The organism is Microbacterium sp. 18062, from assembly GCF_902706225.1.
Lineage (GTDB): Bacteria > Actinomycetota > Actinomycetes > Actinomycetales > Microbacteriaceae > Microbacterium.
This window is the reverse complement of the sequence record NZ_CACSKB010000041.1, coordinates 1-25176: the sequence shown is the minus strand read 5'-3', so window position 1 is coordinate 25176 and position 25176 is coordinate 1. Positions and strand designations below refer to the sequence as shown.

At 69.8% G+C, this 25176-nt stretch carries 26 protein-coding genes; 14 read left to right on the top strand and 12 right to left on the bottom strand.

Annotated elements, in window-relative coordinates:
- Positions 1-123: 123 nt before the first annotated feature.
- Positions 124-1329 carry an MFS transporter gene (locus GVL03_RS14335; RefSeq protein WP_159501686.1) on the bottom strand — a complete coding sequence of 402 codons (1206 nt, stop codon included), beginning with the start codon at positions 1327-1329 and terminating at the stop codon, positions 124-126.
- A 374-nt stretch (positions 1330-1703) separates the two neighbouring features.
- Between GVL03_RS14335 and nrdH the strand changes: the two genes are divergently transcribed.
- The 4 genes from nrdH to nrdF are packed head-to-tail and all read left to right on the top strand — an operon-like array spanning position 1704 to position 5588.
- Positions 1704-1937 (top strand): glutaredoxin-like protein NrdH, encoded by a 234-nt coding sequence (gene nrdH / locus GVL03_RS14330; protein WP_159501685.1) that lies wholly within the window; start codon positions 1704-1706, stop codon positions 1935-1937.
- A 3-nt stretch (positions 1938-1940) separates the two neighbouring features.
- Positions 1941-2420, top strand: coding sequence for a class Ib ribonucleoside-diphosphate reductase assembly flavoprotein NrdI (gene nrdI / locus GVL03_RS14325; protein ID WP_159501684.1), 480 nt, complete (start codon positions 1941-1943; stop codon positions 2418-2420).
- Complete coding sequence (gene nrdE / locus GVL03_RS14320) at positions 2402-4558, top strand: class 1b ribonucleoside-diphosphate reductase subunit alpha (protein ID WP_159501683.1); 2157 nt, start codon at positions 2402-2404, stop codon at positions 4556-4558. Before nrdI ends, nrdE begins: the two co-directional genes overlap by 19 nt.
- A gap of 55 nt (positions 4559-4613) precedes the next feature.
- Entirely contained in the window at positions 4614-5588 is a 975-nt protein-coding gene (nrdF, locus tag GVL03_RS14315) for a class 1b ribonucleoside-diphosphate reductase subunit beta (protein ID WP_159501682.1), read from the top strand.
- A gap of 133 nt (positions 5589-5721) precedes the next feature.
- Here nrdF and GVL03_RS14310 read toward each other — a convergent pair whose 3' ends face one another.
- The 3 genes from GVL03_RS14310 to GVL03_RS14300 all read right to left on the bottom strand — a co-directional run bounded on the left by GVL03_RS14310 (position 5722) and on the right by GVL03_RS14300 (position 7594).
- Entirely contained in the window at positions 5722-5886 is a 165-nt protein-coding gene (locus GVL03_RS14310; protein ID WP_159501681.1) for a hypothetical protein, read from the bottom strand.
- Positions 5887-6011: 125 nt separating this feature from the next.
- On the bottom strand, positions 6012-6263 hold the full coding sequence (locus GVL03_RS14305; protein ID WP_159501680.1) for a DUF4287 domain-containing protein: 252 nt from the start codon (positions 6261-6263) through the stop codon (positions 6012-6014).
- Positions 6264-6313: 50 nt separating this feature from the next.
- Positions 6314-7594 (bottom strand): DUF4921 family protein, encoded by a 1281-nt coding sequence (locus GVL03_RS14300; RefSeq protein WP_159501679.1) that lies wholly within the window; start codon positions 7592-7594, stop codon positions 6314-6316.
- A 101-nt stretch (positions 7595-7695) separates the two neighbouring features.
- Between GVL03_RS14300 and acs the strand changes: the two genes are divergently transcribed.
- A complete protein-coding gene (gene acs, locus GVL03_RS14295; RefSeq protein ID WP_159501678.1) occupies positions 7696-9687 on the top strand; it encodes an acetate--CoA ligase in 1992 nt (663 codons plus the stop codon).
- A gap of 286 nt (positions 9688-9973) precedes the next feature.
- Here acs and GVL03_RS14290 read toward each other — a convergent pair whose 3' ends face one another.
- Complete coding sequence (locus GVL03_RS14290) at positions 9974-11092, bottom strand: class I SAM-dependent methyltransferase (protein WP_159501677.1); 1119 nt, start codon at positions 11090-11092, stop codon at positions 9974-9976.
- 53 nt (positions 11093-11145) lie between these two features.
- Here GVL03_RS14290 and GVL03_RS14285 point away from each other — a divergent pair, with 53 nt between their 5' ends.
- Together GVL03_RS14285 and GVL03_RS14280 are read left to right on the top strand one after the other, a co-directional pair.
- Positions 11146-11607, top strand: a complete 462-nt coding sequence (locus GVL03_RS14285) for a MarR family winged helix-turn-helix transcriptional regulator (RefSeq protein ID WP_159501676.1) — start codon at positions 11146-11148, stop codon at positions 11605-11607.
- Positions 11608-11666: 59 nt separating this feature from the next.
- Complete coding sequence (locus GVL03_RS14280; protein WP_159501675.1) at positions 11667-12131, top strand: DUF3817 domain-containing protein; 465 nt, start codon at positions 11667-11669, stop codon at positions 12129-12131.
- Between the two features lie 6 nt (positions 12132-12137).
- On the opposite strand, the gene GVL03_RS14275 is transcribed toward GVL03_RS14280, so the two are convergent.
- The 3 genes from GVL03_RS14275 to GVL03_RS14265 form a co-directional block, all read right to left on the bottom strand.
- Positions 12138-12290, bottom strand: coding sequence for a hypothetical protein (locus tag GVL03_RS14275; protein ID WP_159501674.1), 153 nt, complete (start codon positions 12288-12290; stop codon positions 12138-12140).
- 170 nt (positions 12291-12460) lie between these two features.
- Positions 12461-12949, bottom strand: a complete 489-nt coding sequence (locus tag GVL03_RS14270; RefSeq protein WP_159501673.1) for a hypothetical protein — start codon at positions 12947-12949, stop codon at positions 12461-12463.
- Positions 12946-13728 (bottom strand): EI24 domain-containing protein, encoded by a 783-nt coding sequence (locus GVL03_RS14265; protein ID WP_235038181.1) that lies wholly within the window; start codon positions 13726-13728, stop codon positions 12946-12948. Before GVL03_RS14265 ends, GVL03_RS14270 begins: the two co-directional genes overlap by 4 nt.
- Positions 13729-13951: 223 nt before the next feature.
- Here GVL03_RS14265 and GVL03_RS14260 point away from each other — a divergent pair, with 223 nt between their 5' ends.
- The 4 genes from GVL03_RS14260 to GVL03_RS14245 all read left to right on the top strand — a co-directional run bounded on the left by GVL03_RS14260 (position 13952) and on the right by GVL03_RS14245 (position 18284).
- A complete protein-coding gene (locus GVL03_RS14260) occupies positions 13952-16495 on the top strand; it encodes an ATP-dependent Clp protease ATP-binding subunit (RefSeq protein ID WP_159501671.1) in 2544 nt (847 codons plus the stop codon).
- Positions 16496-16564: 69 nt separating this feature from the next.
- Positions 16565-17428, top strand: coding sequence for an LLM class flavin-dependent oxidoreductase (locus tag GVL03_RS14255; RefSeq protein WP_159501670.1), 864 nt, complete (start codon positions 16565-16567; stop codon positions 17426-17428).
- Positions 17425-17907 (top strand): hypothetical protein, encoded by a 483-nt coding sequence (locus tag GVL03_RS14250; protein WP_159501669.1) that lies wholly within the window; start codon positions 17425-17427, stop codon positions 17905-17907. The genes GVL03_RS14255 and GVL03_RS14250 overlap by 4 nt, the downstream gene beginning before the upstream one ends.
- Positions 17904-18284 (top strand): hypothetical protein, encoded by a 381-nt coding sequence (locus GVL03_RS14245; RefSeq protein ID WP_159501668.1) that lies wholly within the window; start codon positions 17904-17906, stop codon positions 18282-18284. The genes GVL03_RS14250 and GVL03_RS14245 overlap by 4 nt, the downstream gene beginning before the upstream one ends.
- Before the next feature lie 14 nt (positions 18285-18298).
- On the opposite strand, the gene GVL03_RS14240 is transcribed toward GVL03_RS14245, so the two are convergent.
- The 3 genes from GVL03_RS14240 to GVL03_RS14230 all read right to left on the bottom strand — a co-directional run bounded on the left by GVL03_RS14240 (position 18299) and on the right by GVL03_RS14230 (position 21754).
- Entirely contained in the window at positions 18299-19810 is a 1512-nt protein-coding gene (locus GVL03_RS14240) for a PQQ-binding-like beta-propeller repeat protein (protein ID WP_159501667.1), read from the bottom strand.
- Between the two features lie 79 nt (positions 19811-19889).
- Positions 19890-20753 carry an NYN domain-containing protein gene (locus GVL03_RS14235; RefSeq protein WP_159501666.1) on the bottom strand — a complete coding sequence of 288 codons (864 nt, stop codon included), beginning with the start codon at positions 20751-20753 and terminating at the stop codon, positions 19890-19892.
- 2 nt (positions 20754-20755) lie between these two features.
- Positions 20756-21754: a Gfo/Idh/MocA family protein gene (locus GVL03_RS14230; RefSeq protein ID WP_159501665.1), complete on the bottom strand. Its 999-nt coding sequence runs from the start codon at positions 21752-21754 to the stop codon at positions 20756-20758.
- A 59-nt stretch (positions 21755-21813) separates the two neighbouring features.
- Between GVL03_RS14230 and GVL03_RS14225 the strand changes: the two genes are divergently transcribed.
- A complete protein-coding gene (locus GVL03_RS14225; RefSeq protein WP_159501664.1) occupies positions 21814-23142 on the top strand; it encodes a M20/M25/M40 family metallo-hydrolase in 1329 nt (442 codons plus the stop codon).
- Here the strand turns inward: GVL03_RS14225 and GVL03_RS14220 are convergent.
- On the bottom strand, positions 23126-23677 hold the full coding sequence (locus GVL03_RS14220; protein WP_159501663.1) for a hypothetical protein: 552 nt from the start codon (positions 23675-23677) through the stop codon (positions 23126-23128). The genes GVL03_RS14225 and GVL03_RS14220 overlap by 17 nt on opposite strands.
- Before the next feature lie 155 nt (positions 23678-23832).
- Here GVL03_RS14220 and GVL03_RS14215 point away from each other — a divergent pair, with 155 nt between their 5' ends.
- Positions 23833-24849, top strand: a complete 1017-nt coding sequence (locus tag GVL03_RS14215; RefSeq protein ID WP_159501662.1) for a LacI family DNA-binding transcriptional regulator — start codon at positions 23833-23835, stop codon at positions 24847-24849.
- Positions 24850-24977: 128 nt separating this feature from the next.
- The coding region (locus GVL03_RS14210) for a class II aldolase/adducin family protein (protein ID WP_200847185.1) at positions 24978-25176 on the top strand (199 nt) is incomplete at its 3' end.

Sequence of the window (25176 nt, the reverse complement as noted above, 5' to 3'; positions counted from 1 at the left end):
TGTTCAACCCTGTCCCGCGCGAGACTGCAGTGTGGCGCCGAGACAGCGGGGCAACCCCACAGTCTCGGCGCGTCGGTGCAGTCTCGCGGTCCCTTCCGGGTATCGGTGGGGGAGTCTCTCGCATCAGGTGATGACGGGCGTGGGCTCCGTGTCGGGGAGGGGGCTCGGGTCGCGGTGCCGGAGATCGGGGAACGCCCGCACGCAGGCGACGGCGACGAGGGCGCCGGCCGCGGCGAAGATCGCGGCGGCGACGTAGGCGCCCTGCGGCCCGACGCCGTCGATGAGGAAGCCGGCCACCGCGGATCCGGCCGCGGCGCCGATGAGCTGCCCCGTGCCGATCCAGCCGTACGCCTCCGCGGTATCGCTGAACTTGACGCTGGCCGAGGTCATGGCGAACAGCACCGCGAGTGCCGGGGCGATGCCGATGCCCGCGAAGAAGAGGGTGCCGCTCAGCCACCACACGTCGAGGGATGCGATCGTCAGCGTGAGGCCGACCGCGACGATCCCCATCCGTCGGGCCATCGCCCACGGGCCGATCGGGATGTGGCCGAACGACAGGCCGCCGGCGAGGCTGCCGACGGAGAAGACGGCCAGGACGAGTCCTGCCTCCAGCCCGCCGTGACCGAATGTCGCCACGACGCCGGCCTCCACCGCGGAGCATGCGCCGATGAGGAGGAAGCCGACGATCGTGGCCAGGAGCACGGCGGGGCGGGCGAGCACCTTGCCGAAGCGGCGCTTGCTGCGCGGGATGCGGACGCGCCCGACCTCGGGGGAGGCCACGAACCAGGTGCCGCCGACGATCAGGATCACGACGATGAGGATCAGCGCCTCCCACGTGCCGACCTGCGTCGCGACGAACGTGATGACGACGGGAGCGAGGATCCAGATGATCTCCTGCAACGATGCGTCCAGCGAGTAGAGAGGGGCGAGCTGGCGCGAGTTGACGAGCTTGGGGTAGATCGTGCGTGCGGCCGACTGGATGGGCGGCGTGGACAGTCCCGCGATGAGACCGAGCGCGATGTAGGCGGGGAGGACCATGTCGACGAGGGCCATCGTGGTGATGGCGATCGCGCAGACGACCATCGTGAGGGAGATGACCTTTCGCATCCCCCACAGGCCCATCCATCGACTGGTCACGGGGCCCGCGATCGCCTGGCCGACCGATGTCGCGGCGAGCACGAGGCCGGCGGCGCCGTACGAGCCCGTGACGTGCTCGATGTGGAGCAGGACGGCGAGGCTCGTCATGCCGTTGGGGAAGCGAGCCGTCAGCTGTGCGGCGATGATGCGCCCGACTCCCGGAGTGCGTAAGAGGTCCCGATAGCCCGCCACCGGTCAACGGTATCGCGGCAGTGTGGTGCGGTGGCGGTCGCGGGTGCAGGAGTCCGCGACACGCCGTCGGGTCGTGCACGGCCGGAATCGGCGTGTCGGAACCCCCGTCTACCGTGGCGCCTGTGGATGACTCGCCGGCCATGGCGCGAATCGCCCGCGATCCAGGCTTTTTTCAGGTTGGGGAACACGCCGCGACCTGTGGATGAAACGGTGGAGAACCTGTGTTGTACATGGGGACAACGGTGGAAAATCACACGGATGTAACTACTACCCCTTGTGGTGCTTCCTGATGTCCGTACCCATATGTAGTATTAAGGTCCCGGCGGCACCACAGCCGGGAATCCAACCGATTTGAGGGGAGAAGAGCGGTCAACATGGCAATCACCGTCTACACCAAGCCTTCCTGCGTGCAGTGCACCGCCACCTACCGCGCGCTGGACTCCAAGGGCATCGAATACGACGTCCTGGACCTGTCGCAGGACGCCGACGCGCTCGAGCAGGTCAAGGCCCTCGGCTACCTGCAGGCGCCCGTCGTGATCACGGACGAGGACCACTGGTCCGGCTTCCGCCCTGACAAGATCGACGAGCTGGCCTCTCGCCTGGTCTGACCGATGGCAACCGCTGTCGCAGATCAGATCGGCGCGGTTGCCTCCTCCGGTCGGAGCGACCGCCCCGCCGCGCCGCTCCTGGTGTACTTCTCGAGCGTGTCGGGCAACACGGCGCATTTCATCGAGAAGCTCGGGATGCGGGCGATACGGATCCCGCTCCGCCCGACCGAGTCGATGCCCGTCATCGATGAGCCGTACGTCCTGGTCACCCCCACCTATGGGGGAGGTCAAGGACGAGGCGAGGAGAAGGGCGCGGTTCCGAAGCAGGTGATCCGGTTCCTCAACGGCGAGGACAACCGGCGCCTCATCCGGGGAGTCATCTCCGCCGGGAACACCAACTTCGGCGAGGCATACTGCCTCGCCGGAGACATCGTCAGCCGCAAGTGCCGTGTGCCGCACCTGTACCGGCTCGAACTTTTCGGCACGCCAGAAGACGTCGAACGCATCAGCGAAGGATTGGAACGATGGTGGAAGCAGTACTGAAGGACACGGGGTTCAAGTCCGACGAGCGTTTCGAGGGGCTCGACTACCACGCCCTGAACGCGATGCTGAACCTCTACGACGCGAACGGTCAGATCCAGTTCGACGCCGACAAGCGCGCCGCGCGGGAGTACTTCCTGCAGCACGTGAACCAGAACACGGTGTTCTTCCACTCGCTGCAGGAGCGCCTCGACTACCTCGTCGAGAAGGAGTACTACGAGCCCGGCGTGCTCGCGAAGTACCCGATCGAGTTCATCCAGCAGATCAACGACTTCGCCTACGGCAAGAAGTTCCGCTTCGAGACCTTCCTCGGCGCGTTCAAGTACTACACGAGCTACACGCTCAAGACCTTCGACGGCAAGCGCTACCTCGAGCGTTTCGAGGATCGTGTCGTGATGACCGCGCTCGGGCTCGCCGACGGCGACCAGGCGCTCGCGCTCCAGCTGGTCGACGAGATCATCTCGGGCCGCTTCCAGCCGGCCACCCCGACGTTCCTCAACACCGGCAAGGCCCAGCGCGGCGAACTCGTCTCGTGCTTCCTGCTGCGCATCGAGGACAACATGGAGTCGATCGCGCGCGGCATCAACTCCGCCCTGCAGCTCTCCAAGCGGGGCGGCGGCGTGGCGCTGCTCCTGTCGAACATCCGCGAGTCGGGGGCGCCCATCAAGCAGATCGAGAACCAGTCGAGCGGCATCATCCCCGTCATGAAGCTGCTCGAAGACAGCTTCAGCTACGCGAACCAGCTCGGTGCCCGTCAGGGCGCGGGCGCGGTCTACCTCTCCGCACACCACCCCGACATCATGAAGTTCCTCGACACCAAGCGCGAGAACGCGGACGAGAAGATCCGCATCAAGACGCTCTCGCTCGGCGTCGTGATCCCCGACATCACGTTCGAGCTCGCCAAGAACGGCGAGGACATGTACCTCTTCTCGCCGTACGACGTCGAGCGGGTCTACGGCGTGCCGTTCGGCGACATCTCGGTCACCGAGAAGTACCGCGAGATGGTCGACGACGCGCGCATCAAGAAGACGAAGATCAACGCCCGCGAGTTCTTCCAGACCCTCGCCGAGATCCAGTTCGAGTCGGGCTACCCGTACATCATGTTCGAGGACACGGTGAACAACGCCAACCCGATCAAGGGCCGGATCAACATGTCGAACCTCTGCAGCGAGATCCTGCAGGTGAACACCCCGACCACCTACAACGAGGACCTCTCCTACGCCGAGATCGGCAAGGACATCTCGTGCAACCTCGGGTCGATGAACATCGCGCTGGCGATGGACGGCCAGAACCTCGCGCAGACCGTGGAGACCGCCATCCGGGCGCTCACCGCCGTCAGCGACCAGAGCCACATCGCCTCGGTGCGCTCGATCGAGGACGGCAACGACCGTTCGCACGCGATCGGTCTCGGACAGATGAACCTGCACGGATACCTGGCGCGCGAGCACGTGCACTACGGCTCGCCGGAAGGTCTCGACTTCACGAACATCTACTTCTACACGGTGCTGTTCCACGCCCTCCGCGCCTCGAACAACCTCGCCATCGAGCGCGGCTCGGCCTTCGACGGCTTCGCCAACTCGACCTACGCGTCGGGGGAGTTCTTCGACAAGTACATCGAGCGGTCGTGGGTTCCCGAGACCGAGAAGGTCAAGGAGCTCTTCACCGGCATCGACATCCCCACCCAGGCCGACTGGGCCGCGCTCAAGGACTCGATCCAGAGGCACGGCATCTACAACCAGAACCTGCAGGCCGTGCCGCCCACCGGATCGATCTCGTACATCAACAACTCGACGAGCTCCATCCACCCGATCGCCTCGAAGATCGAGATCCGCAAGGAAGGCAAGCTCGGCCGTGTGTACTACCCGGCGCCGTTCATGACGAACGACAACCTGGAGTACTACCAGGACGCCTACGAGATCGGCTACGAGAAGGTCATCGACACGTACGCCGCGGCCACGCAGCACGTGGACCAGGGACTGTCGCTCACGCTGTTCTTCAAGGACACCGCGACCACGCGCGACATCAACAAGGCGCAGATCCACGCCTGGCGCAAGGGCATCAAGACGATCTACTACATCCGTCTGCGTCAGATGGCGCTCGAGGGCACCGACATGTCGGAGTGCGTCAGCTGCATGCTCTGACCCCGGTCGTCGAGCGAACGCAGCGAGACGTGACGAAGAACGTGAGAAGGAAGAGATGACCGAGAAGCTGAAGCTGTTGACCGCCGTCCAGGCGATCAACTGGAACCGCATCCAGGACGACAAGGACCTCGAGGTGTGGAACCGCCTCGTGAACAACTTCTGGCTGCCCGAGAAGGTGCCGCTGTCGAACGACATCCAGTCGTGGAACACGCTCACCCCCGAGGAGCAGACCCTCACGATGCGGGTGTTCACGGGGCTGACGCTCCTGGACACCATCCAGGGCACGGTGGGCGCCGTCTCGTTGATCCCGGATGCGCTGACGCCGCACGAGGAGGCCGTGTACACGAACATCGCGTTCATGGAGTCGGTGCACGCGAAAAGCTACTCGTCGATCTTCTCGACGCTCGCCTCGACGCCCGAGATCGACGACGCGTTCCGGTGGTCGGTCGAGAACGAGAACCTTCAGAAGAAGGCTCACATCGTCATGGACTACTACCGCGGCGACGAGCCCCTCAAGCGCAAGGTCGCCTCGACGCTGCTCGAGTCGTTCCTCTTCTACTCCGGGTTCTACCTGCCGCTGCACTGGTCGGCGAAGGCCAAGCTCACCAACACGGCCGACATCATCCGCCTCATCATCCGCGACGAGGCCGTGCACGGCTACTACATCGGGTACAAGTTCCAGAAGGGCCTCGAGCTCATCTCGCCGGCCGAGCGCGACGAGATCAAGGACTACACGTTCTCGCTGCTCTACGAGCTCTACGACAACGAGGTGCAGTACACGCAGGACCTCTACGACGCCGTGGGCCTCACCGAGGACGTCAAGAAGTTCCTGCACTACAACGCGAACAAGGCCCTGATGAACCTGGGCTTCGAGGCGATGTTCCCGGCGACGGTCACGAACGTGAACCCGGCGATCCTCTCGGCGCTCTCGCCGAACGCCGACGAGAACCACGACTTCTTCTCCGGTTCGGGCTCGTCGTACGTCATCGGTAAGGCCGAGGCCACCGAGGACGAGGACTGGGACTTCTAGGAACACTGATCAGGATCGGCAATCCTGACGTTCGAGGGCCCCTGACGGATCGCTCGACATGAGCGAGCGGCCAGGACCCTTGTCGTGTCCACCCACGTCTTGTTCACACGTGCGTGCGGCAGTGCGCGACGAGCTACGACGTTCGCCTCGGGAAGATGACGGCCGCGACGACCCCGATCCCGACCGCGAGGATTGCGGCGGGTATCCACTCCTCCCACATGAGGCCGACGACCGCGAGGGCGAAGACGCCGACGATGAGACCAAGCCACCAGTTCGGATTCCGCTTTCGTTCGCTCATGGGCTCGAGCCTACGGAGGGCGTATGCGACGCGTTTCCGCCGCGGGTGGGAAGCGCATCCGTCCCGCGATGGAGGGAGCGCCCGTGCCTGACCGCATCCTCGAACGGGCCGAGCGCCTTTCACGCCTATTCGGCGAGCTTCGCCTTCGCGTAGGCGACGATCGCATTCGCGTGACCGTGCCCGAGCCCGTGCTCGGACTTCAGCCAGCCGACGACTTCCATGTGGGGCTTGCCGGCATCGAGCTCATCGACGGCCAGGTCGAGCCAGTCCTGCACGGGTCGGCCGTAGGTCTTCTCGATGCTGGGGAAGTAGGATGCCGGTCCCTTCGGCTTCTCGCCGGACGAGAGGTCTGGGGCGGTCACGCGGTGTGCGGTCATGACGACAGCGTATGAGCCCATGAGCCACGTTGTCGGCATGGATCGCCCGCTCACCCGGCGTAGCGCAGCCGCGCGTCGCCCGGTCGGCATTCCTCGCCGATGCTGATGCCGCCGGCCAGCCGCCCCTCGGAGCGTAGCCGCTCGAGCGATGCGATGGCCCGGGACCGCAATGACCACGGGTCGATCGTGTTCACGTGGATCTTCGTTCCCCCCTCGAACCCGGCGGGGGTCGAGATGCGCCACTTGAGCACGATCCGCCACGGCATCGGCCACGGTGCCCGCGGAGGCCGATAGTGCCACTCCTCGTTGGTCGGCACGTGCACGCCGGTCGCCGCGTGCAGCGCGTGCACGAGGTCGGACACCGCGCGCACCCCCTCGGGGGCATGCTCGTGCGGCAGGTTCGCCTCCGCCGTCGAGTACACCTCGAACGCGGGGTAGCGGTGTCCCACACCCGCGAACGCGACGGCGCCGTCGTTCGCCGCGACGACGAGCCCCTCCCGCACCGCGACGTCGGCGATCGCGTGCTGGTACAGCCAGCGATCGCCGGCGAGCAGCCGGAGCTCACGGTCGACCTGCGGCCCGTGCTCATCGATCGCGACGAGCTGTTTGTGGAGGTGCTCGAACGAGGCCCCTGCCGGCCGCAGCCAGTTCTGGAACACCCCGACGTAGGCGGCATGCGGCTGTCCCTCCGCGATCTCGCGGAGGGAGCGTGCGCTGAAGCCGAGATACGCCGCGTGTTCATCGGGTGTCAGCATTCCCGACGAGACGAGCTGGTCATCGGTCGTCGCGCCGTCGACCACGTGACGGCGCGCCACGATCACGTCGTGCGAGCCGCCGAGCAGGTCGAGCGCGTGCTCCTCCAGGCTCTGCGGCACGCCGGACGCCGTCGCGCGCACCGCGGCCAGCCGCTCGAGATGCGCGCGTCCCTCCGGGTCCTCCAGGTATGCGCGCGCCCAGTCGACGATCGATGGCGGCTGCCGGAACCCGTGGTTCTCCCGCCAGTACTCGGCTGAGACGATCTCGAACAGGTTCCCGAAGCGGCGAAACCGCGCCACCGTGTCGGAGAGGGCACGCGGCGGCACGCGGCGGAGCTCCTCGAACGACGGACCCACGAGACGCGCCTTCTCGGGCGTGGTCTCGAGGTGCCGATCCTCGCAGAACGCGCAGAGCCGGGTGGCCTCGCCCTCGGCGAGCGGGCGCGGAGCGCCACGGTCCATCCCGAGCGGACGGTCCGCCCGGCCCGGCACGGTCCATACCCGGGTTCCCGTCAACGGGCCCACTTGTTTGACCGTGCCGTCGGCCAGCCGGACCAGAGGGGACGTGTCGCTCATCCCCTCATCGTGTCACGCGCGTCCCGTCACACGTCGTCACCGGTTTTGGCGTGGCGGCGCAGCAGCACGGATGCTGTAAGCACGACCCGACCGGAAGAAGTATGAGCACGCCCACGAACATCGCGCACGACGACACCATCCGCAGCCTCGCCGACGAACGGCGAACCTTCCCGCCGCCCGCCGCCTTCGCCGCCCAGGCGAATGTCACTCCCGAGTGGATCGCGCGCGAGTGGGTGGAACGCGCCGGCGAGGATCCGGAGACGTTCTGGACCCACCGCGCCGACATCCTCGACTGGGCGGAGCCCTGGCACACCGCGCACACGTGGACGCCGACGGACGGTGACTCGGTGCCGGCCGCGCAGTGGTTCGCGGGCGGCAGGCTCAACGCCTCGGTCAACGCCGTCGACCGGCACGTCGCGGCGGGCCACGGCGATCGGGTCGCGTTCCACTTCGAGGGCGAGAGCGGCGACCGCCGCACGATCACGTACGCCGAGCTGCAGCGTGAGGTCGCGAAGACGGCCAACGCGCTCCTCGATCTCGGCATCGGCAAGGGAGACCGGGTCGTGGTCTACCTGCCGGTGCTCATCGAGACGATCATCATCCAGCTCGCGACGGCCCGCATCGGCGCCATCCACTCGCTCGTGTTCGGCGGCTTCTCGGCCGAGGCCGTGCGGTTCCGCGTCGAGGACACCGGCGCGAAGCTGCTCGTCACGACCGACGGCCAGTACCGGCGCGGCAAGGCGGTGCCGGTCAAGCATCAGGCCGACGCCGCCGTCGAGGGCATCGACTCGATCGAGCACGTCCTCGTCGTTCGCCGCACCGGCTCCGACATCGCGTGGACGGAGGGCCGCGACCTCTGGTGGCACGAGACGGTGGGTGCCGCGTCCGACGTGCACGAACCCGAGTTCTTCGACGCAGAGACGCCGCTGTTCATCATCTACACCAGCGGCACCACCGGAAAGCCCAAGGGACTGGTGCACACGACCGGCGGCTGGCTGACGCACGTCGCCTGGACGTACTGGGCGGTGTTCGACGTCAAGCCCGAGACCGACGTCTACTGGTGCACGGCGGACCTCGCGTGGGTCACCGCGCACAGCTACGAGACGTACGGGCCGCTGCTGAACGGCGTGACGAGCGTGCTCTACGAGGGCACGCCGGACACCCCGACCTGGGAGCGCCACTTCGAGATCCTCGCGCGCTACGGCGTCACGACCTACTACACGGCGCCGACGCTCATCCGTTCGCTGAAGAGCCGCTTCCCGGACGGCCCGCCGGCCTCGCACGACCTGTCGCGCCTGCGGCTGCTCGGCACCGTGGGCGAGGCGATCAACCCCGAGGCGTGGGTGTGGTTCCACCGGCACCTCGGACGCGGGGAGACGCCGATCGTGGACACCTGGTGGCAGTCCGAGACGGGCGCGGCGATCGCCGCGCCGCTCCCGGGCGTCTCGACGCTCAAGCCCGGCTCGGCGCTGACCGCGCTGCCGGGGCTCCGCGTACGCGTCGTGGACGCGGACGGCGTCGATGTCGAACCCGGCGGGGGAGGGCTGCTCGTCGTCGACGGAACGTGGCCGGGCATGTCGCGGACGGTCTGGGGCAACCCCGAGCGCTACCGGGACTCGTACTGGCGGCGCTTCGCCCAACAGGGATACTTCCTCGCCGGCGACGGGGCCAAGCTCGACGACGACGGCGACCTGTGGGTGCTCGGGCGCGTCGACGACGTGATCAACGTCTCGGGACACCGGCTGTCGACGATCGAGATCGAATCGGCCCTCGTCGCGCATCCGAGTGTCGGCGAGGCCGCCGTCGTGGGCGTCGCGGACGACCTGACCGGGCAGGCGATCGCCGCATTCGTCACGAACGCCGAGGATGCCGCGGAGCTGCGCCAGCACGTGCGCACCACGATCGGCCCGGTCGCGCAGCCGACGTACGTGTTCACCGTGCCGGACCTGCCGAAGACGCGCAGCGGCAAGATCATGCGACGGCTGCTCGTTGACCTCGTCGACGGGCGTCCGCTCGGCGACACGACGTCGCTGCAGGACGAGACCGTGCCGCCGCGCATCGCCGAGATCGTCCGCGTGACGCTCGGGCGCTAGGGCTTCACGTCAGCTTCTCCGCGCCCCTGCGGGGCGCTGGGTGGGGGACGTCCAGGCAATGCGCCCATTCGACAGAACCGGGCCGGGCCGGCTTCCGGGTCAGCCGCATCCGTCGCGTGTCTCACTTAAGCATCCGGATCACGCCGAAGTCCTGCACAAGTGAGACACCGATCCCCGGAACCACCCGTACCCTCGACCCGTGTCTCACTTGTGCAGCCGGAAACCCCGATCGACCTGCACAAGTGAGACACGGATCCGGGGCGACCGCCGTCGGGAGACCTTCGGGTCAGCGGCGGACGGAGGCGGTGACCGTGAACTTGGTGTTGCGGGCGACCTGTCGGGTGGGGCCGACGATCCGCTCGAGCGTGGGGCGGTAGCCGAGCGCCGAGTTCCATACGGTCCAGAGCTCTCGTCCCGGGCGCAGTGCCCGCGCCGCATCCGCGAAGAGGTGCGCGGCGAGGCCGGTGTGCACGGCCACCCCGGAGTGGAACGGCGGATTCAGCGCGATGAACGACGCGCTCGCCTCGGGCAGCGTCGAGAGGGCGTCGTCCCGCACGACGGCGATGCGATCGGCGAGACCGTTGGCCTCTGCGGTCGCACGCGCCGAGGCGACGGCGGCGGCGGACTGATCCGTCGCGTGGACGACGAGGTGCGGATGGCGACGCGCCAGCCAGGCAGCGACGACTCCGGTGCCGCAGGCCAGGTCCACCACGGCGCCGTCGTCCGCGACGACCTCCGGCAGCTGCGCGAGCAGGAACCGTGTGCCGATGTCGATCGCCGGTCCCGCGAACACCCCGCCGAACGCGCATACGACGAGGCCATCGTGCGTCCTCTGCTGCGGCCGTGGGTCGTGCCCGTGCTGCGGGCCGCGGGCGATCAGTACCCGCGACTTCTGGCGTGCGTGCGTCACGTCGACCCGGAGGAAGAACTCCGCCAGCACGTCGTTCATGGCGACCGTCATGTGCTTCAGTCGGCCGCCCGCGAAGACGGTGACGTCGGGCGCGGCGTGGGCGGCGATGGATCCGGCGATGTCGCGCAGCGCGTCCAGCGACTTCGGCAGGCGGAGGAGCACGATGTGGGCGCCATCGAGTCCCTCAGCCGACAGCCCGATCCACCGCACGGCGCCGGCGAGGCCCGCGCGCTCCGCGTTCGCCTCGAGCGCGCGCTCGCCGACGAGGGTGTCCTGGTGCACGCGCACCGCGCCGGAACCGGGCGGGCCCGCGGCGGCCGCACCGAGTGTGAGCGCTCCGTAGGAGTCCTCGACGACCGCGATCTCGTCGAGCGGCACTCGCGCGCGCGCGGCGGCGGATTCGTCGAGGATCAGGCGGTCAGCCGCATCCGCGGCGAGCAGATCCGGTCCCTCGAGATCGGGCCAACGTCGCAGGTCGTCGAGGGAGAAGGTCACTCCCACACGCTACTGCCCGCCGTCGGGGGCGACCTGACGGATAGCATGGACCCATGGGAGACTCCGTCGCACCGCAGGCCCCCGCCGCGGCCCGGCGGCCCCCCTTCAGCCCCGTCATCTCACTGCTCACCGTCTCGTCGATCTGGGACGCACAGCTGAACGCCGCGCTCAAAGACCTGGGTCTGAGCACACGCAAGTACGGTCTGCTCGCACACGTCCAGGCGACACCGGGCATCTCCTTCTCCGAGCTCGCCCGCCGGTCGCAGATCACCGTGCAGACGGCGCACACCGCCGTGAAGACGCTCGCGGGGGAGGGACTCGTCGAGGACGCCACCGCGCACGCGGGATCCGCATCCGATCTCCGCGTCACGACGAAGGGCGCTGCCACGCTCGCCGAGGCGGACGCGCGTCTCGCCGAGCTCGACCGGGTTTTCGGAAGCGGCGTGCCCGAGCTCACCCGCGCCCTGCAGGGCCTGCACGAGGCCCCGTTCGGAGAGAACCTTCAGGAAAGCTGAAAGGCGCTCGGATAGCGTGAGGACTCGGCCGCCTGGTCGCTCGCACCCCGAGGAGTCCCGTGTTCCGCACGCCCCTGTCGTCGTTCCGTGCGCTCGCGATCGCGGAGGCGGTCTCCTGGACGCTGTTGATCGCCGGGCTCATCGTCCGTGCCATGGCGGATTTTCCGCTGGCCGTGACGATCGGTGGCGGCATCCACGGTCTCGTGTTCCTCGCGTACGGCGCGACGGCGGTCATCGTCGCGAAGAACCAGCGCTGGGGCGCGGGTCCCGCGGTCGTCGCGATCGGGAGCGCCGTGATCCCCTATGCGACGATCCCGACCGAGATCTGGCTGCACCGGACCGGCCGCCTCGACGGCGCCTGGCGTCTCGCCGCGACCGATGATCCGCGGGACTCCCGCTGGCACGACCGGCTGCTCCGGGTACTGCTGCGGCATCCCTGGGCGTTCGGCGCGGCGATCGCCGTGCTGGTGATCGCCGCCTACGTCGTGCTGCTCGTCATCGGCCCGCCCGGCGGAAAGGGCTGAGCGCGCCTACTTCGCGCGCAGGTGGATCGGCAGCGCCATGGCGAGCGAGATGAGCAGGATGCCGCCGACGAAGATGATCGCCTGGAAGCCCTCCACCGAGAAGGAAATGCCGAAGGCGAACATCCCGAGCAGGAACAACAGCAGGGAGACGATGAACATGGCACTCCTTCGCAAAGACTGAAACCAGCGTATCCGGTCCCGCGGCTCACCTGCACGTGCGTTGGTTCACTTGCCCTGGATTCACGCGAAACCGCTGACTCAGAAGCGTGAGTCCCGGGCAAGTGAACAAGAGGCGGAAACCGGCTCCGAGCGCCGGCGCGGCCGAGAGCTCATGCGACCTGGGGGCGGCGGCGACGTCGCACGAGCGTGACGATCCACTCGACCAGCAGCCACACCCAGCCGCCGATCCAGGCGGTGATGCCGAGGATGGTGAGCAGGTATGAGATCGCCGCAGCGCCGTCGTCCGAGGGGAGGCCGATGATGTACATGAAGGCCGACCCCCACGACATGTCGCCGCCGTCGACGAAGAACAGGCCGGTGACCGCGATGCCCACGCTCGTCAGCCACGCCGCCCAGAGCGCGCGGGTACGCGCCGGACCCGTGCGGAACGCGGCTCGGGGGGTGAGGAAGCCGGTGACGGCGATCACGACCTGCAGGATGTAGCCGATCGCCAGGACCGGCGAGACGAACATGATGACGAACAGGAACCAGCCCGGCCAGAGCACCTTGAACGCAGCGCCCACCAGCGGCAGGACGATGAGTGCGATACCGGCGACGAGGACGGCGGCGTAGCGCCGAGTGGACACGGAGGTGGTCATGCCTCGGAGTCTGCCATGTCGCGGGGCTCGGATGCGGGGGGCAGCACCCCGTGCGCGAGACGTGCGGCGCCGACGACCGCAGCGGGCATGGTGAGCACCGCGCCGAGCGGGATGAGGAAGCAGAGTTGGGTCGCGACGCCGAAGCCGAGGGCGCGGGCACGGTGGGCGCGCAGCAGTCGCCGCCGCTCGCGGTGCCCGATCCCACGCGCGTTCAGGGCGCGGGCGGAGAGCTCGTCCGCGAGGATCCACCCCGACAGCGCCACGCCCGTCACCGCCCCGAGCGCACCGCCGACGAGGGGGACCAGGCCGATCGCGAAAGCGAGGAGTGCCGCGAGCACGCCCCGCACGATCAACGAGATCGCATCGGCGACACCCGCCCAGAAACCGGGGTCGCGATCGGGTGCGAGGCCCGTCTCGACCCGTTCCACGCCTCGCCAGATGCGGTCGTAGAACGGCTCGCCGATGAGGAGCGTCAGCGCCGTGAACAGCGTGGCGGCCAGCAGCAGCGCGGCGCCGAAGACGGCGGTGCCGACGGCGATCCGCAGGAGCGTCGCCCAGAGTCCCGGCCAGCCGTCGGTGAACGGAGTGAGCGCGTCGGTCAGCGGGACGATCCACGCACCGAGAGTCACGAGCCCGGCGCCGAGCACGAGACTGACGATCGCCGCCGGTACGAGCCCCAGCAGCATGAGCCCGGGGCGCACGCGCCACCAGCCGAAGCCGCCCAGCAGCGTTCGCGCCCCGCGGAGGAACTCGCGCCCGGCGCTCGGTGCCGCGCTCACCGGTCTGCCTCCCGCACGCATCGGGCGGTGGTCGCATCCGCGGCGATCGATGAGGCGGCTGCGGCAGCGTACGGGTCGGTCATCGTCGTTTCCTCGGGGCGGCGGATGCCTCGAGCGTATCCCGGGAATAGTCTGCGGAGTGCGGCGTTGAACTTGATAGCTCCGTGCTCAACTTCGTAAAGTTTAGTTGAGCGTAAACGACTCATGTTCTACAGGAGAGACCATGCCCGAAGACTTCATCTCGCCGGACGGAAACGACGGCGTGAGCGCGTTCGACGAGTTCCTCGCCCGCTACCTGCAGGGCGAACAGGCGCGGGCGGCACGATCGATCGACCTCAGTCGTCTGCTGAGCGCCCGCACGCAGGAGGTCCTCCAGGGTGCCGGCCGTTTCGCGCTCGCTCGCGGACAGCGCGAGCTCGACGCCCTGCACGTCCTGCACGCGCTCGTGCAGGACGCCCCCGCCCGTGACGCCGTCGCGCGGATAGGCGCCGACCCGCAGGCGATCCTGCGCGGTGCCGAGAGCCGCCTGCCCCAGGCCGGCCCCGCCGCCGATGTCGACGGCGCCGTCGTCACCTCGTCCGTGCAGCGCGCGCTGTTCCACGCCTTCCAGGTGGCCCGGTCTGCCGGGGCGACCTACATCGACCCCGAGCACCTCTTCTTCGCCCTCGTGCTCGCCCAGGACAGCCCGGCCGGCCAGGTGCTGGCCGCTGCCGGCGTGACCGCAGAGGCCCTCACGCAGGGCGTCCGCGAGCCGGTGCCCGCGGGAGCCCAGCCGGACGAGGCCGCATCCGCCGCGGAGACCCCGATGCTCGACACGTACGGCGACGACCTCACCGCGCGTGCCGCGGCCGGCGACCTTGACCCCGTCATCGGGCGCGCCGACGAGATAGAGCAGACGATCGAGATCCTCAGCCGCCGTACGAAGAACAACCCCGTGCTGATCGGTGAGGCCGGCGTCGGCAAGACGGCGATCGTCGAGGGCCTCGCGCGCGCGATCGTCGCGGCCGAGGTGCCCGAGCAGCTGCGCGGCAAGCGCGTGATCGCGATCGACCTCGCGGCGATGCTCGCGGGCGCCCGCTACCGCGGCGACTTCGAAGAACGTCTGACGAAGACCATGGACGAGATCACCGCCCGCCGGGGCGAGATCATCGTGTTCATCGACGAGGTGCACACCGTCGTGGGCGCCGGATCCGCCGGAGACGGCGCGATGGACGCCGGCAACATCCTGAAGCCGCGTCTCGCGCGCGGCGACCTGCACCTCATCGGGGCGACCACCCTGAAGGAGTACCGCGTGATCGAGAAGGATCCGGCGCTCGAGCGCCGGTTCCAGCCCGTTCGGGTGGGCGAGCCCTCGCTCCTCGACGCCGTCGAGATCCTCCGGGGGCTGCGCCCGGCCTACGAGGAGCACCACGGGGTCGGCTACACCGACGAAGCCCTCCGAGCCGCCGTCGACCTGAGCGACCGGTACCTCACCGAGCGCGTGCTGCCCGACAAAGCGATCGACCTGATCGACCAGGCCGGGGCACGGCTGCGGCTGCGGCTCGGCGTGACCGTCGACACCGAGGCCCTCATGGCGCAGCTGGCCGAGCTCGAGGCCGAGAAGAACTCCGCCGTGGTCGCCGAGCGGTATGAGGAGGCCTCCCGCATCCGCGACGAGCTCGCCCGGCTGCGCGAACGCATCGACGAGGCGGTCGCCGTTGCGTCGACGCGCGCGGATGCCGTCGTCGACGAGCCGCAGATCGCCGCCGTCATCAGCCGCGCCACCGGCATCCCGGTGAGCCGGCTGACCGAGACCGAGAGGGAGCGTCTGGCGACGCTCGAGCAGGAGCTGCACGCCCGCGTGATCGGTCAGGACGCGGCTGTGACCGCCGTCGCGACGGCCGTGCGCCGGGGCCGCACCGGCATGGGCGACCCGAACCGCCCGGTCGGCTCGTTCCTGTTCCTCGGCCCGACCGGCGTCGGCAAGACCGAGCTGGCGAAGACCCTCGCCGGTGCGCTCTTCGACGACGAGAACGCGGTGATCCGCTTCGACATGAGCGAGTTCGGCGAGCGTCACACCGTCTCACGGCTCGTGGGCGCCCCTCCCGGATACGTCGGCTACGACGAGGCCGGGCAGCTCACCGAGCGCGTGCGGCGCAATCCCTACGCCGTCGTGCTGTTCGACGAAATCGAGAAGGCGCACCCCGACGTGTTCAACCTGCTGCTGCAGGTGCTCGAGGACGGTCGACTCACCGACGGCCAGGGCCGCACGGTGGACTTCCGCAACACTGTGATCGTCATGACCTCCAACATCGGCGCGGAGTTCCTCGCCTCCCGCTCCGGGGCGATCGGATTCATCGCCGACGGCGGCGGCGCGACCGGGTTCGGCTCGGAGAAGGACCTGCGCGCCCGCGTCATGGCCAAGGTGCGCGAGGCGATGCGTCCCGAGTTCCTGAACCGCATCGACGACATCGTCCTGTTCCGCAAGCTCGAGCTTCCGCAGCTGCGCCAGATCGTCTCGCTGCTGCTCGGAACGACGGCCGGACGGCTGAACGGTCGCGAGATCGCCTTCGAGGTCTCCGACGCCGCCGTCGACTGGCTCGCCGAGAACGGCTACGAGCCGGAGTACGGTGCCCGGCCGCTGCGCCGGCTCATCCAGCGCGAGATCGACGACCGCATCGCCGATCTGCTCGTGAGCGGACAGCTCGGCGACGGCGGATCGGTGCGGGTCGACGTGGTCGACGGCCGGATCGCGGTCCGTTCCGCGACGCTCGCCCGCGCCGCCTGAGCGTGTAGCACGGGAGGCCGCCATCCGCACGGGGTGGCGGCCTCCCGCGCGCCCCGGCATGCTCGGAGCATGACGAAGACGCACGCCGCAGTGCCCCCGAGCACGGCGCCCCCGAGCGCCGTGTCCACGACGGCGGTGTCGATCGGGGTCGCCGGCTCCCTCGGGCCCGAGCGGATCGCGAGGATCGCCCGATCCGTCCAGAACGCCGGGTTCCACGCGCTGTGGGTGAACGACACCCCCGACGGCGACGCGATCGCGGCTCTCGGAGCCGCGGCCCGCGCGACCGACGGGCTGGCGCTCGCCACCGGCGTCGTCCCGCTCGATCGTCGCCCGCCCGCCGACGTGCTCCGCGCGCTGACGCTCGCCGGCGTCCCCGACGAGCGCCTGACGCTCGGCGTCGGCTCCGGCGCCGCACGCACGAGGCAGCTCGCCCTCGTCCGCGACGGCGTGGCCCGTCTCCGGGAGGGACGCTCGGCGCGCATCGTCGTGGGCGCGCTCGGCCCCAGGATGCGGCGGCTCGGCGCGCGCGACGCCGACGGGGTGCTCCTGACCTGGCTGACCCCGGGCGCGGCGGTCGAGCAGCGCGACGACGCGCACACGGAGAACCCGGCGGCGCGGGCGTGCCTGTACGTCCGCACCGCCCTCGACCACGCCGGGCGCGAACGGATGCTGCGCGAGGCGGACCGGTACGCAGGGTATCCGAACTACGCGGCGAACTTCGCGCGCCTGGGCTTCGACGCCGGCGACGCCGTGCTGCCGCCGCCCGGGGGAGAGCCGGACCCGGCCGGTGTGACTCCGACGCTCAGCGCCTACCTCGCCGCGGCGGACGAGGTCGTGCTCCGCGCGGTCGTCGACGACGATCCGGCCGCGTATGAGCGTTTCGTGGCGGATGCGGCCACAGCCGTCGAGACCGCCCGCCGAGCGGCCTCATGAGCGGCCGCAGCGCCGTACGTCGTCCGGTCGCCCTCGCGCGCGCGACCGCCCGCTATGTCCTGGTCGCGCTGCTCGTCGCGGCCGGCGTCTCGCACCTGACCTGGGGACGCCGCGGTTACCGCATCGTCGTGCCGGACTGGGTGACACGGGTGCTCCACACCGACAAGGACGCGATCGTGGTCGGATCCGGAGTGGTCGAGATCGGCCTCGGGGTGGCCGCGGTCGCCCTGCCGCGTGAGCGCCGCCGCGTAGGACTCGCGATCGCCGCGTTCTTCGTGGCGGTCTTCCCCGGCAACGTGCATCAGTGGCGCACGGGGCGGGCGGCGCCGATGCTGCGTACGGATCGCGCGCGCCTCATCCGCCTGTTCCTCCAGCCGGTGCTCGTCGCCTGGGCGCTGTGGAGCACCTCGTGCGACGGATCGAGCCGTCGGTCAAGGGCTCGACGGCGGCGCTCCACCGGCGGTGGACTGTGTCGATGAGGACATTCGCGCGATGGCTGCTCGCAGCCGGGATGGTGTTCGCCGGAGTCAGCCATCTGCTCTGGGGGCGCACCGAGTTCCGGGCGCAGGTGCCGGACTGGACGACGGAGGTCGTGCCGATCGACAAGGACGGCGTCGTCCTGGCGTCGGGCGTCGTCGAGATCGTGCTGGGGGCGTCGCTCGTGGCGTGCCCGAGGCGCCGCCGACGCGCCGGCGCGATCCTGGCGGCGTTCTTCGTCGCCGTGTTCCCCGGCAACTGGTCGCAGTTCACCCACCGCCGCGACGGTTTCGGCCTCGACACCGACGTGAAGCGGCTCGTGCGCCTCTTCTTCCAACCGGTGCTGGTGGGCTGGGCGCTGTGGAGCACCCGCCGCTGACGTTACCGGGCGTGCTAGAAGCGGTAGGCCGAGATGCCGGTGGCCGTCGGCACGTAGTACCACGCCTCGCGCTCGTCCAGCGGGTCGTCCGCCGGCTGCCCCAGCGCGGTGACGGCCGTGGCTGGGACGGCGCCCTCTTCCCCCCATGCCGTCCAGGCGGCCGTGAGCACCGCCGCCCTGCTGAACGGGCCCTCGACGGGCGCGCCCGCGGTATCGCAGGGCGAGGCGACCGACCCGGTGGAGTACTCCACCATCTCGTCGGACTCGCGGGCGTTCTTGCGGCCCGTCCACGTCGCGGCGTCCGTGCAGGCGAGGACCGCGGCGTCCGGGACGGGAAGGAGGTCGCCGGTCGCGGACTCGATGTAGGACGGAGCGTCGCCGTCGAGCACCTGCGTGTATCCGCTCAGCCTGGTGTGCGGGACCTCGGAGTCGGGGGAGGCCGCGTCGAGCGTCACGGACCACGTCTCCTCGCCGGTGGCGGGATCGAGGCCGGTGTAGGTGGTCGGCGTCGGGTCCGCGTCGTCATCGCGGAGCGCATGGACCTGCTCGAGCGAGCAGAAGACAGGGTCGCCGTTGTCGCACAACGCGATGTCGTCGCGGGACCAGAGAGCGCTTCCGTCGGCGAGCGCGAAGGCGAACACCCCGTTGTACACGGGGTCCCCGCTCGTCTCGAATCCGAGCAGCGCGACGGTGGGCGCATACGGATCGTCGACCGCCATCGAGAACGTGTAGCCGTCGCCGAACGCGGCGGGCGGCACGCCGGCGGGAAGATGCTCCGAGAGCGTGGTGCGCCACACCTCCTCGTCGTCCTCCTCCCAGGCGAGGTAGTCGTCGGTCACGCCGAGACGGAGATTGTCGGTCATGCGCCACGAGATCGCGGCACCCTCGAGCTCCTCTCCGGGGACGAGCGTGGCGGCGTCGACGTCGAGCGTCGCGGTCCGCCACACCCCGTCGGGATCGTCGCTCGGCGCCCAGGCCTGCAGGCAGATGTCCGATCCGCACTGCAACACCGTCGACACCCAGGTGGGTGCGGGGGAGGGACGCACCTCGCCGGTGTGCGCGTCGCGCACCTCCAGGCGGTGTGCCCAGTTCCCGTCGGCCTGCTGCTCGGCGGACCCCACGGTGAAGGTGAGCGCGGACCCCTCCGCATCGTGCGTCACGACGGGCGACCACAGCCTCTCCGGGGAGGATGCGCCGACGGTCGCAGGGGCCTGCCAGAGCTCCTCGCCCGTCTCGGCGTCGACCGCGTGCAGAGACGCCGCCTCGCCGTCCGCCGCATAGAACAGCACGACGTCGTCGACCCGGACCGCCTCCGTCCCGACGGAGTCCGCCTCGACGCTCCACTCGGGTTCGATCGTCTCGACGAGAAGCGTCTCGATCCGCTGCTCAGCGCTCAGCGGCGCAGCCGAGGACTCCGTGTCGGTTGCGGCACCCGGCACGCATCCGGTGAGCGCGAGGCCGACGGCGGCGAGCAGTGCGACGGAGGAGAGGCCGGTGGCCGGGCTGTGGAACGTCGTCGCGGTCATCTCGCAGACTGTACGCCGCCGCGCGAGCGCCGTGGGGCGAACCCGGATGAGAATAGCCTCACGTTCGCCGCGCGCCCGGTCACTGCTTGTCGGCGACGAGCCGTATCCGCACGATGTTGTCGGTCTCGTCGATCTCGGCGATGTCGGGATGGGCGGCGACGAACTCGGTGAAGCTGCGGTGGCCGAGCGCCTTCTCGCTGAAAGACGAGTCGAGCCGCGTGATGAGGCTCTTGACCGCCGACGCGTGCTGCCACTGCGACGGGTCCTTGTCGTTCTCGAGCCGGAGGGCGCGTTCGAGGAGGTCGGCCGCGGGATCGACCGAGCGCTTGCGGGCGCGGGCGCGGGAGGCCGACTCCTCCTTCTTCGTCGGCTCGGGGGAGGAGACGCCGGGGAGCGTGTCGTAGGCGTCGAACCGGTCGCAGGCGGCGGCGAGCGACTTGGCGGTGGACCCCGCGACGCCCACACCCACGACGAACCGCCCGAGCCGCTTGCTGCGCTGGGCGAGGGGCACGTAGTCGGAGTCGCCGGCGACGATCACGACGTGGGTGAGGTCGGGGAGCCGGAAGAGGTCCTCGACCGTGTCGACGGCGAGCCGGATGTCGGCGCCGTTCTTCGCGTAGGCGGCGGCGGGGAACAGCTGCACGAGGTCGACGGCCCGAGCGACCAGCTGCGTGCGGTACTCGGCGTTCACCGGGGAGGACCAGTCCGCGTACGCCCGGGTGAGCACGAGGGTCCCGAAGGAGGCCGCGTAGTCGATGATCGCTCCGACGTCGACCGTGGCGCGGGCGAGCTTGTCGGCGACCTCGGGGTCTTTGACGTTCTCCGCGATGCGCTGCCGATCGCGGGAGTAGGCGTTCCGGCCGTGCACGCGGTCGTACCAGCTCATGACGATGTTGTCGAAGTCGAGATAGACCGCGACGCGGGGCATGGTGGGGTCGGGCATGTTCAGCTCTCCTCGGGGTAGTGCACGCCGATCTGGGCGCGGATCTCATCGAGCGCGCGCATGATCGCGACCGACTCGGCGAGCGGCAGCATGTCGCTGTCGCGGCCTCCCTCGCGCACGATGCGTTCGGCGGCGAGCGCCTCGTACTGCATCCCGCGGCCCTCGACCTCGGACGTGTACTCCTCCGCGACCTCGCCGTCGGGGCGGGTCAGGCGGAACGACGTCGGGCTGTACCAGACCCCGTCGATGTCGATGCGGCCCTCGGTGCCGATGATGTGCGCGCTCACCGGACCTGCGGCGCGCGACGACGACAGCGTGGTGGAGATCGCCCCCGACCCGTGGGTGAAGACGGTCGCGACCTCCGTGTCCGCGCCCGTCTCGCCGAGTCGTCCCCGCGCGGAGATCGCGGTCGGGGCGCCCAGGACGTCCCACACGAACGACACCGGGTAGACCCCGAGATCGAGGAGGGCGCCGCCGCCGAGCTCGAGCGCGTTCAGCCGATGCCCCGGATCGGAGGGGAGGCGCTGGCAGTGATCGGCCTGCACGGCGCGGATGTCGCCCAGCGCGCCCGCGGCGATCAGCTCGCGGATACGGACCATGTGCGGCAGGTAGCGGGTCCACATCGCCTCCATGGCGAGCACCCCGCGCTCCTCGGCGGCCCGCCGCACCGTCTCGGCCTGATCGCCCGTGAGCGTGAACGACTTCTCGACGAGGACGTGCTTGCCGTGCGCGATCGCCTCGAGCGCGTTCTCCGCGTGCATCGGATGCGGCGTCGCCACGTAGACGATGTCGACGTCGTCGTCGGCGAGGAGGCCCGCGTAGGAGCCGTGCGCGCGAGGGATGCCGAACTCGGCCGCGAACGCCTCCGCGCCGTCCGAGGTGCGGGAGCCCACGGCGCGGACGTCGAGTCCCGCCGTCCGCAGATCCGAGGTGAAGATGCGGGCGATGTCGCCCGTCGCGAGGATGCCCCAGCGCAGGCCGGGGGAAGGATCGGGGGTCATGGGACCACCGTACTCGCGGTCCCCCCACCAGCAGCGGAGTGCGCAGATAGGATCGGCGGGTGGAGACCGCCCTCGACCGCTTCCGAGAACTGCTGCGCATCCCGACCGTGTCCTTCGCGAATCCGGCGTTGATCGACGTCGCGCGGTTCGACGAGTTCCACTCCGCGCTCGCCCGCCTGTATCCGGCGGTGCACGACGCGCTCGACAAGGAGGTCGTCGCCGGCCACGCGCTGCTCTATCGCTGGGCGGGCGCCTCGGCCGAGGCGCCCCTGGTGCTCATGGCCCATCAGGACGTCGTCCCCGTCGTTCCCGAGGAGTGGCAGCACGATCCCTTCGGCGCGGACGTCGTCGGCAGCGGGCCGGATGCCGCGGTGCACGCGCGCGGGGCGATCGATGACAAGGGCGCACTCGTCGCCATCCTGGAGGCGGTCGAGACGCTCGTCGCGGAGGGCTTCGTGCCGCAGCGCGACGTCTACCTCGCCTTCGGCCACAACGAGGAGACCGCGGGCGACGGGGCGGGCGCGATCGTCGGACTGCTGCGCGATCGCGGCATCCGGCCGGGGCTCGTCGTGGACGAGGGTGGTGCGGTCGTCGAAGGTGCGATCCCGGGCGTGCGTCGCCCGACCGCGATGATCGGCGTCGCGGAGCGGGGAGTCATGACGGCCTGGCTCACGGCGCGAGAGACCGGCGGCCATGCGTCGACCCCTCCGTCCCTGCCCGCCACCGCCCGCCTCGCCCGCGCTCTGACACGTCTGCAGCGGCGGCCGTTCCCGCGACGGATCAGCCCGCCCGTGCGGGCGATGCTCACGACCATCGCCCCGTACGCGCCGCAGCCGCTGCGAGCGATCTTCCGCAACCTGGCGGTGACCGGGCCGCTCGTCGCCGCTGTCTTCGCGCGGCTCGGCGCCGAGACGAACGCCCTCGTGCGCACGACCGCGGTCGCGACCGAGCTGCACGGTGCGACAGGGGAGAACGTATTGGCGACCACCGCCCGCGCCGCGGTGAACATCCGGCTCCTGACCGGCGACACGGTCGCCTCCGCGACGGCCCGCGTGCGCGCTGTCATCGCCGACGGCGAGGTCGAGATCACGGTTCCTCACGGCTCCGATCCCTCGCCCGTCTCGCCGTGGCGGGGCGAGCCGTGGCGGCGCATCGCGGGAGCGATCGCGTCGGCCCTCGACGAGGACATCGTGGCGACGCCCTATCTCCAGCTGGGCGCGAGCGACAGCCGATGGTTCACCGCGATCAGCGACCACGTGTACCGCTTCGCTCCGTTCCATCTGACGCGCGGCGAGCGGGAGGCGCTGCACGCCCACGACGAGCGCATACGCGTGGACGTGTGGCTGCGCGGCATCGGGTTCTACCGCGACCTCATCTCGGCGAGCTGATCGCCTGCGGCGGGACGTCGTCGAGCGCGAGGACGAAGCGCAGGATGCTGCGCCCGGTTCCCTCCAGCGCCGGGCCGTTGCCGAACGCCCACCCCTCGTCGGTCGCCCGGACGGTATGGCCGCGCAGCACCGCGCGCCGGTCGAACGACGCGTACCCCGCCGCGGAGAGGGCGACCGCCCCGCTCACCGCGGGATCCAGACGCGGCACCTCGCCGAGTCCGTCACCGAGGACCAGGAGCGCTCGCACCGTGCGCACCAGCAGCCGGGTGTTGCGTCGCCGACCCGTTCGGATCAGCTCGGCGATCTTGCGGAGATCGTCGGCCGAACCACCGGCGGCGCCGGTTCCGAGCCCCGCCTCGTCCAGGAACCGACGTGCGCGCGCACAGTCCGCCGCGCCCTCATCGGTCGTGGCGGCGAGGAGGCGCACGACCTCGTCCACGGCGTCCGCGATCGCGGCCCGACGATCGCTCGTCACGCCGGATTCATCTCCTCCCGACCTGTTGCTCAGGGGGAGGTACCGGGCGAAGTCCGCCATGGATCCAGGGTACGCCGCCCGCGTGGGATGCGGGAGTGTGACAGTCACATCGTGGGCGTTCACGAGAATGTGACAGTCACATCCAGCGCCGATCGGGGGTGCATAATGTCCGGAGTGGGTGTGACCGTGCGCATGCCGACGTGCGGGGGCATCGGATGAGCGACGAGGTGGCGGGGCGCAGGCCCAGCATCCGTGACGTCGCGCGTCTGGCGGACGTCTCGCACCAGACGGTGTCGCGGGTGATCAACAACCACCCCAGCATCCGACCCGAGACGCGCGAGCGCGTGCAGACGGTCATGGCGCAGCTCCAGTACCGGCCGAACCGGGCGGCCCGGGCGCTCGTGACCAGTCGCTCGCAGACCATCGGCATCCTGTCGGCATCCAGCACGCAGTACGGACCCGCCTCGAGCATCGCGGCGATCGAGGAGGCGGCCCGGGCCCGCGGCTACTGGGTCAGCACCGCCAACATCGCGCCGCAGGACCCGGCCTCCATCCCGGAGGGTCTCGCCCATCTCACCGCGCAGTCCATCGAGGGACTCGTCGTGATCGCCCCGCAGGCCCGCGTGTTCCGCGCGCTCGCCGCCCAGCAGCTCGACATCCCGTACGTCACCCTGCAGTCTGCCGAGGTCGACCCGCAGCACGCTCTCTCGGTCGATCAGATCGCCGGAGCCCGCCTTGCCACGCGCCATCTGATCGAGCTCGGACACCGTCAGATCTACCACCTCGCCGGTCCCCAGGACTGGATCGAGGCGGAAGCGAGGATGCGTGGCTTCCTCGAGGAGATGAGCGCGAACGACATCCCCACGACGGCACCGATCCTGGGGGACTGGACGGCCGAGTTCGGCTACTACGCGGGTCGGGAGCTGCTGCAGGTGCGGGACTTCACCGCGGTCTTCTCCTCGAACGATCAGATGGCGCTGGGGCTGATACACGCCGTCCGCGACGAGGGACTGGACGTGCCGGGCGACGTCAGCATCGTGGGCTTCGACGACATCCCCGAGGCTGCCCACTTCTGGCCGCCTCTGACCACTGTGCGGCAGGACTTCGCCGAGCTCGGCCGGCGTTGCGTCGACCTGCTGCTGGGCCCCGCGGAGGGGATCGAGCCCGCACCCGGCACGATCGTGCCGGAACTCGTCGTGCGCGGCTCGACCGGCCCCGCACACCGCGCCTGAGCTGGCGTCGTTACCAAGCCGAGACCGATCCGGCTTGACACGTCGGGTCCGATCGGGACTACAGTGTCGCAATGTGAACGGTCACATCGATTGTCACAACGAGGTTTCGACAGACGAAGGAGTCGTGCGTGTCCGCATCCGCCGCCGAACGCGACCGCTACGTCAGCGGCGCGAAGACAGAGGTGGCCATCGCTCGTGTCCGTGCTGAGGTGGCGTCTTTGCATGGGGAGTTGGTGCGTTATGGCTTGGTGGTGTGGACCGGGGGGAATGTGTCGGCGCGGGTTCCGGGTGCGGATCTGTTCGTGATCAAGCCGTCGGGGGTGTCGT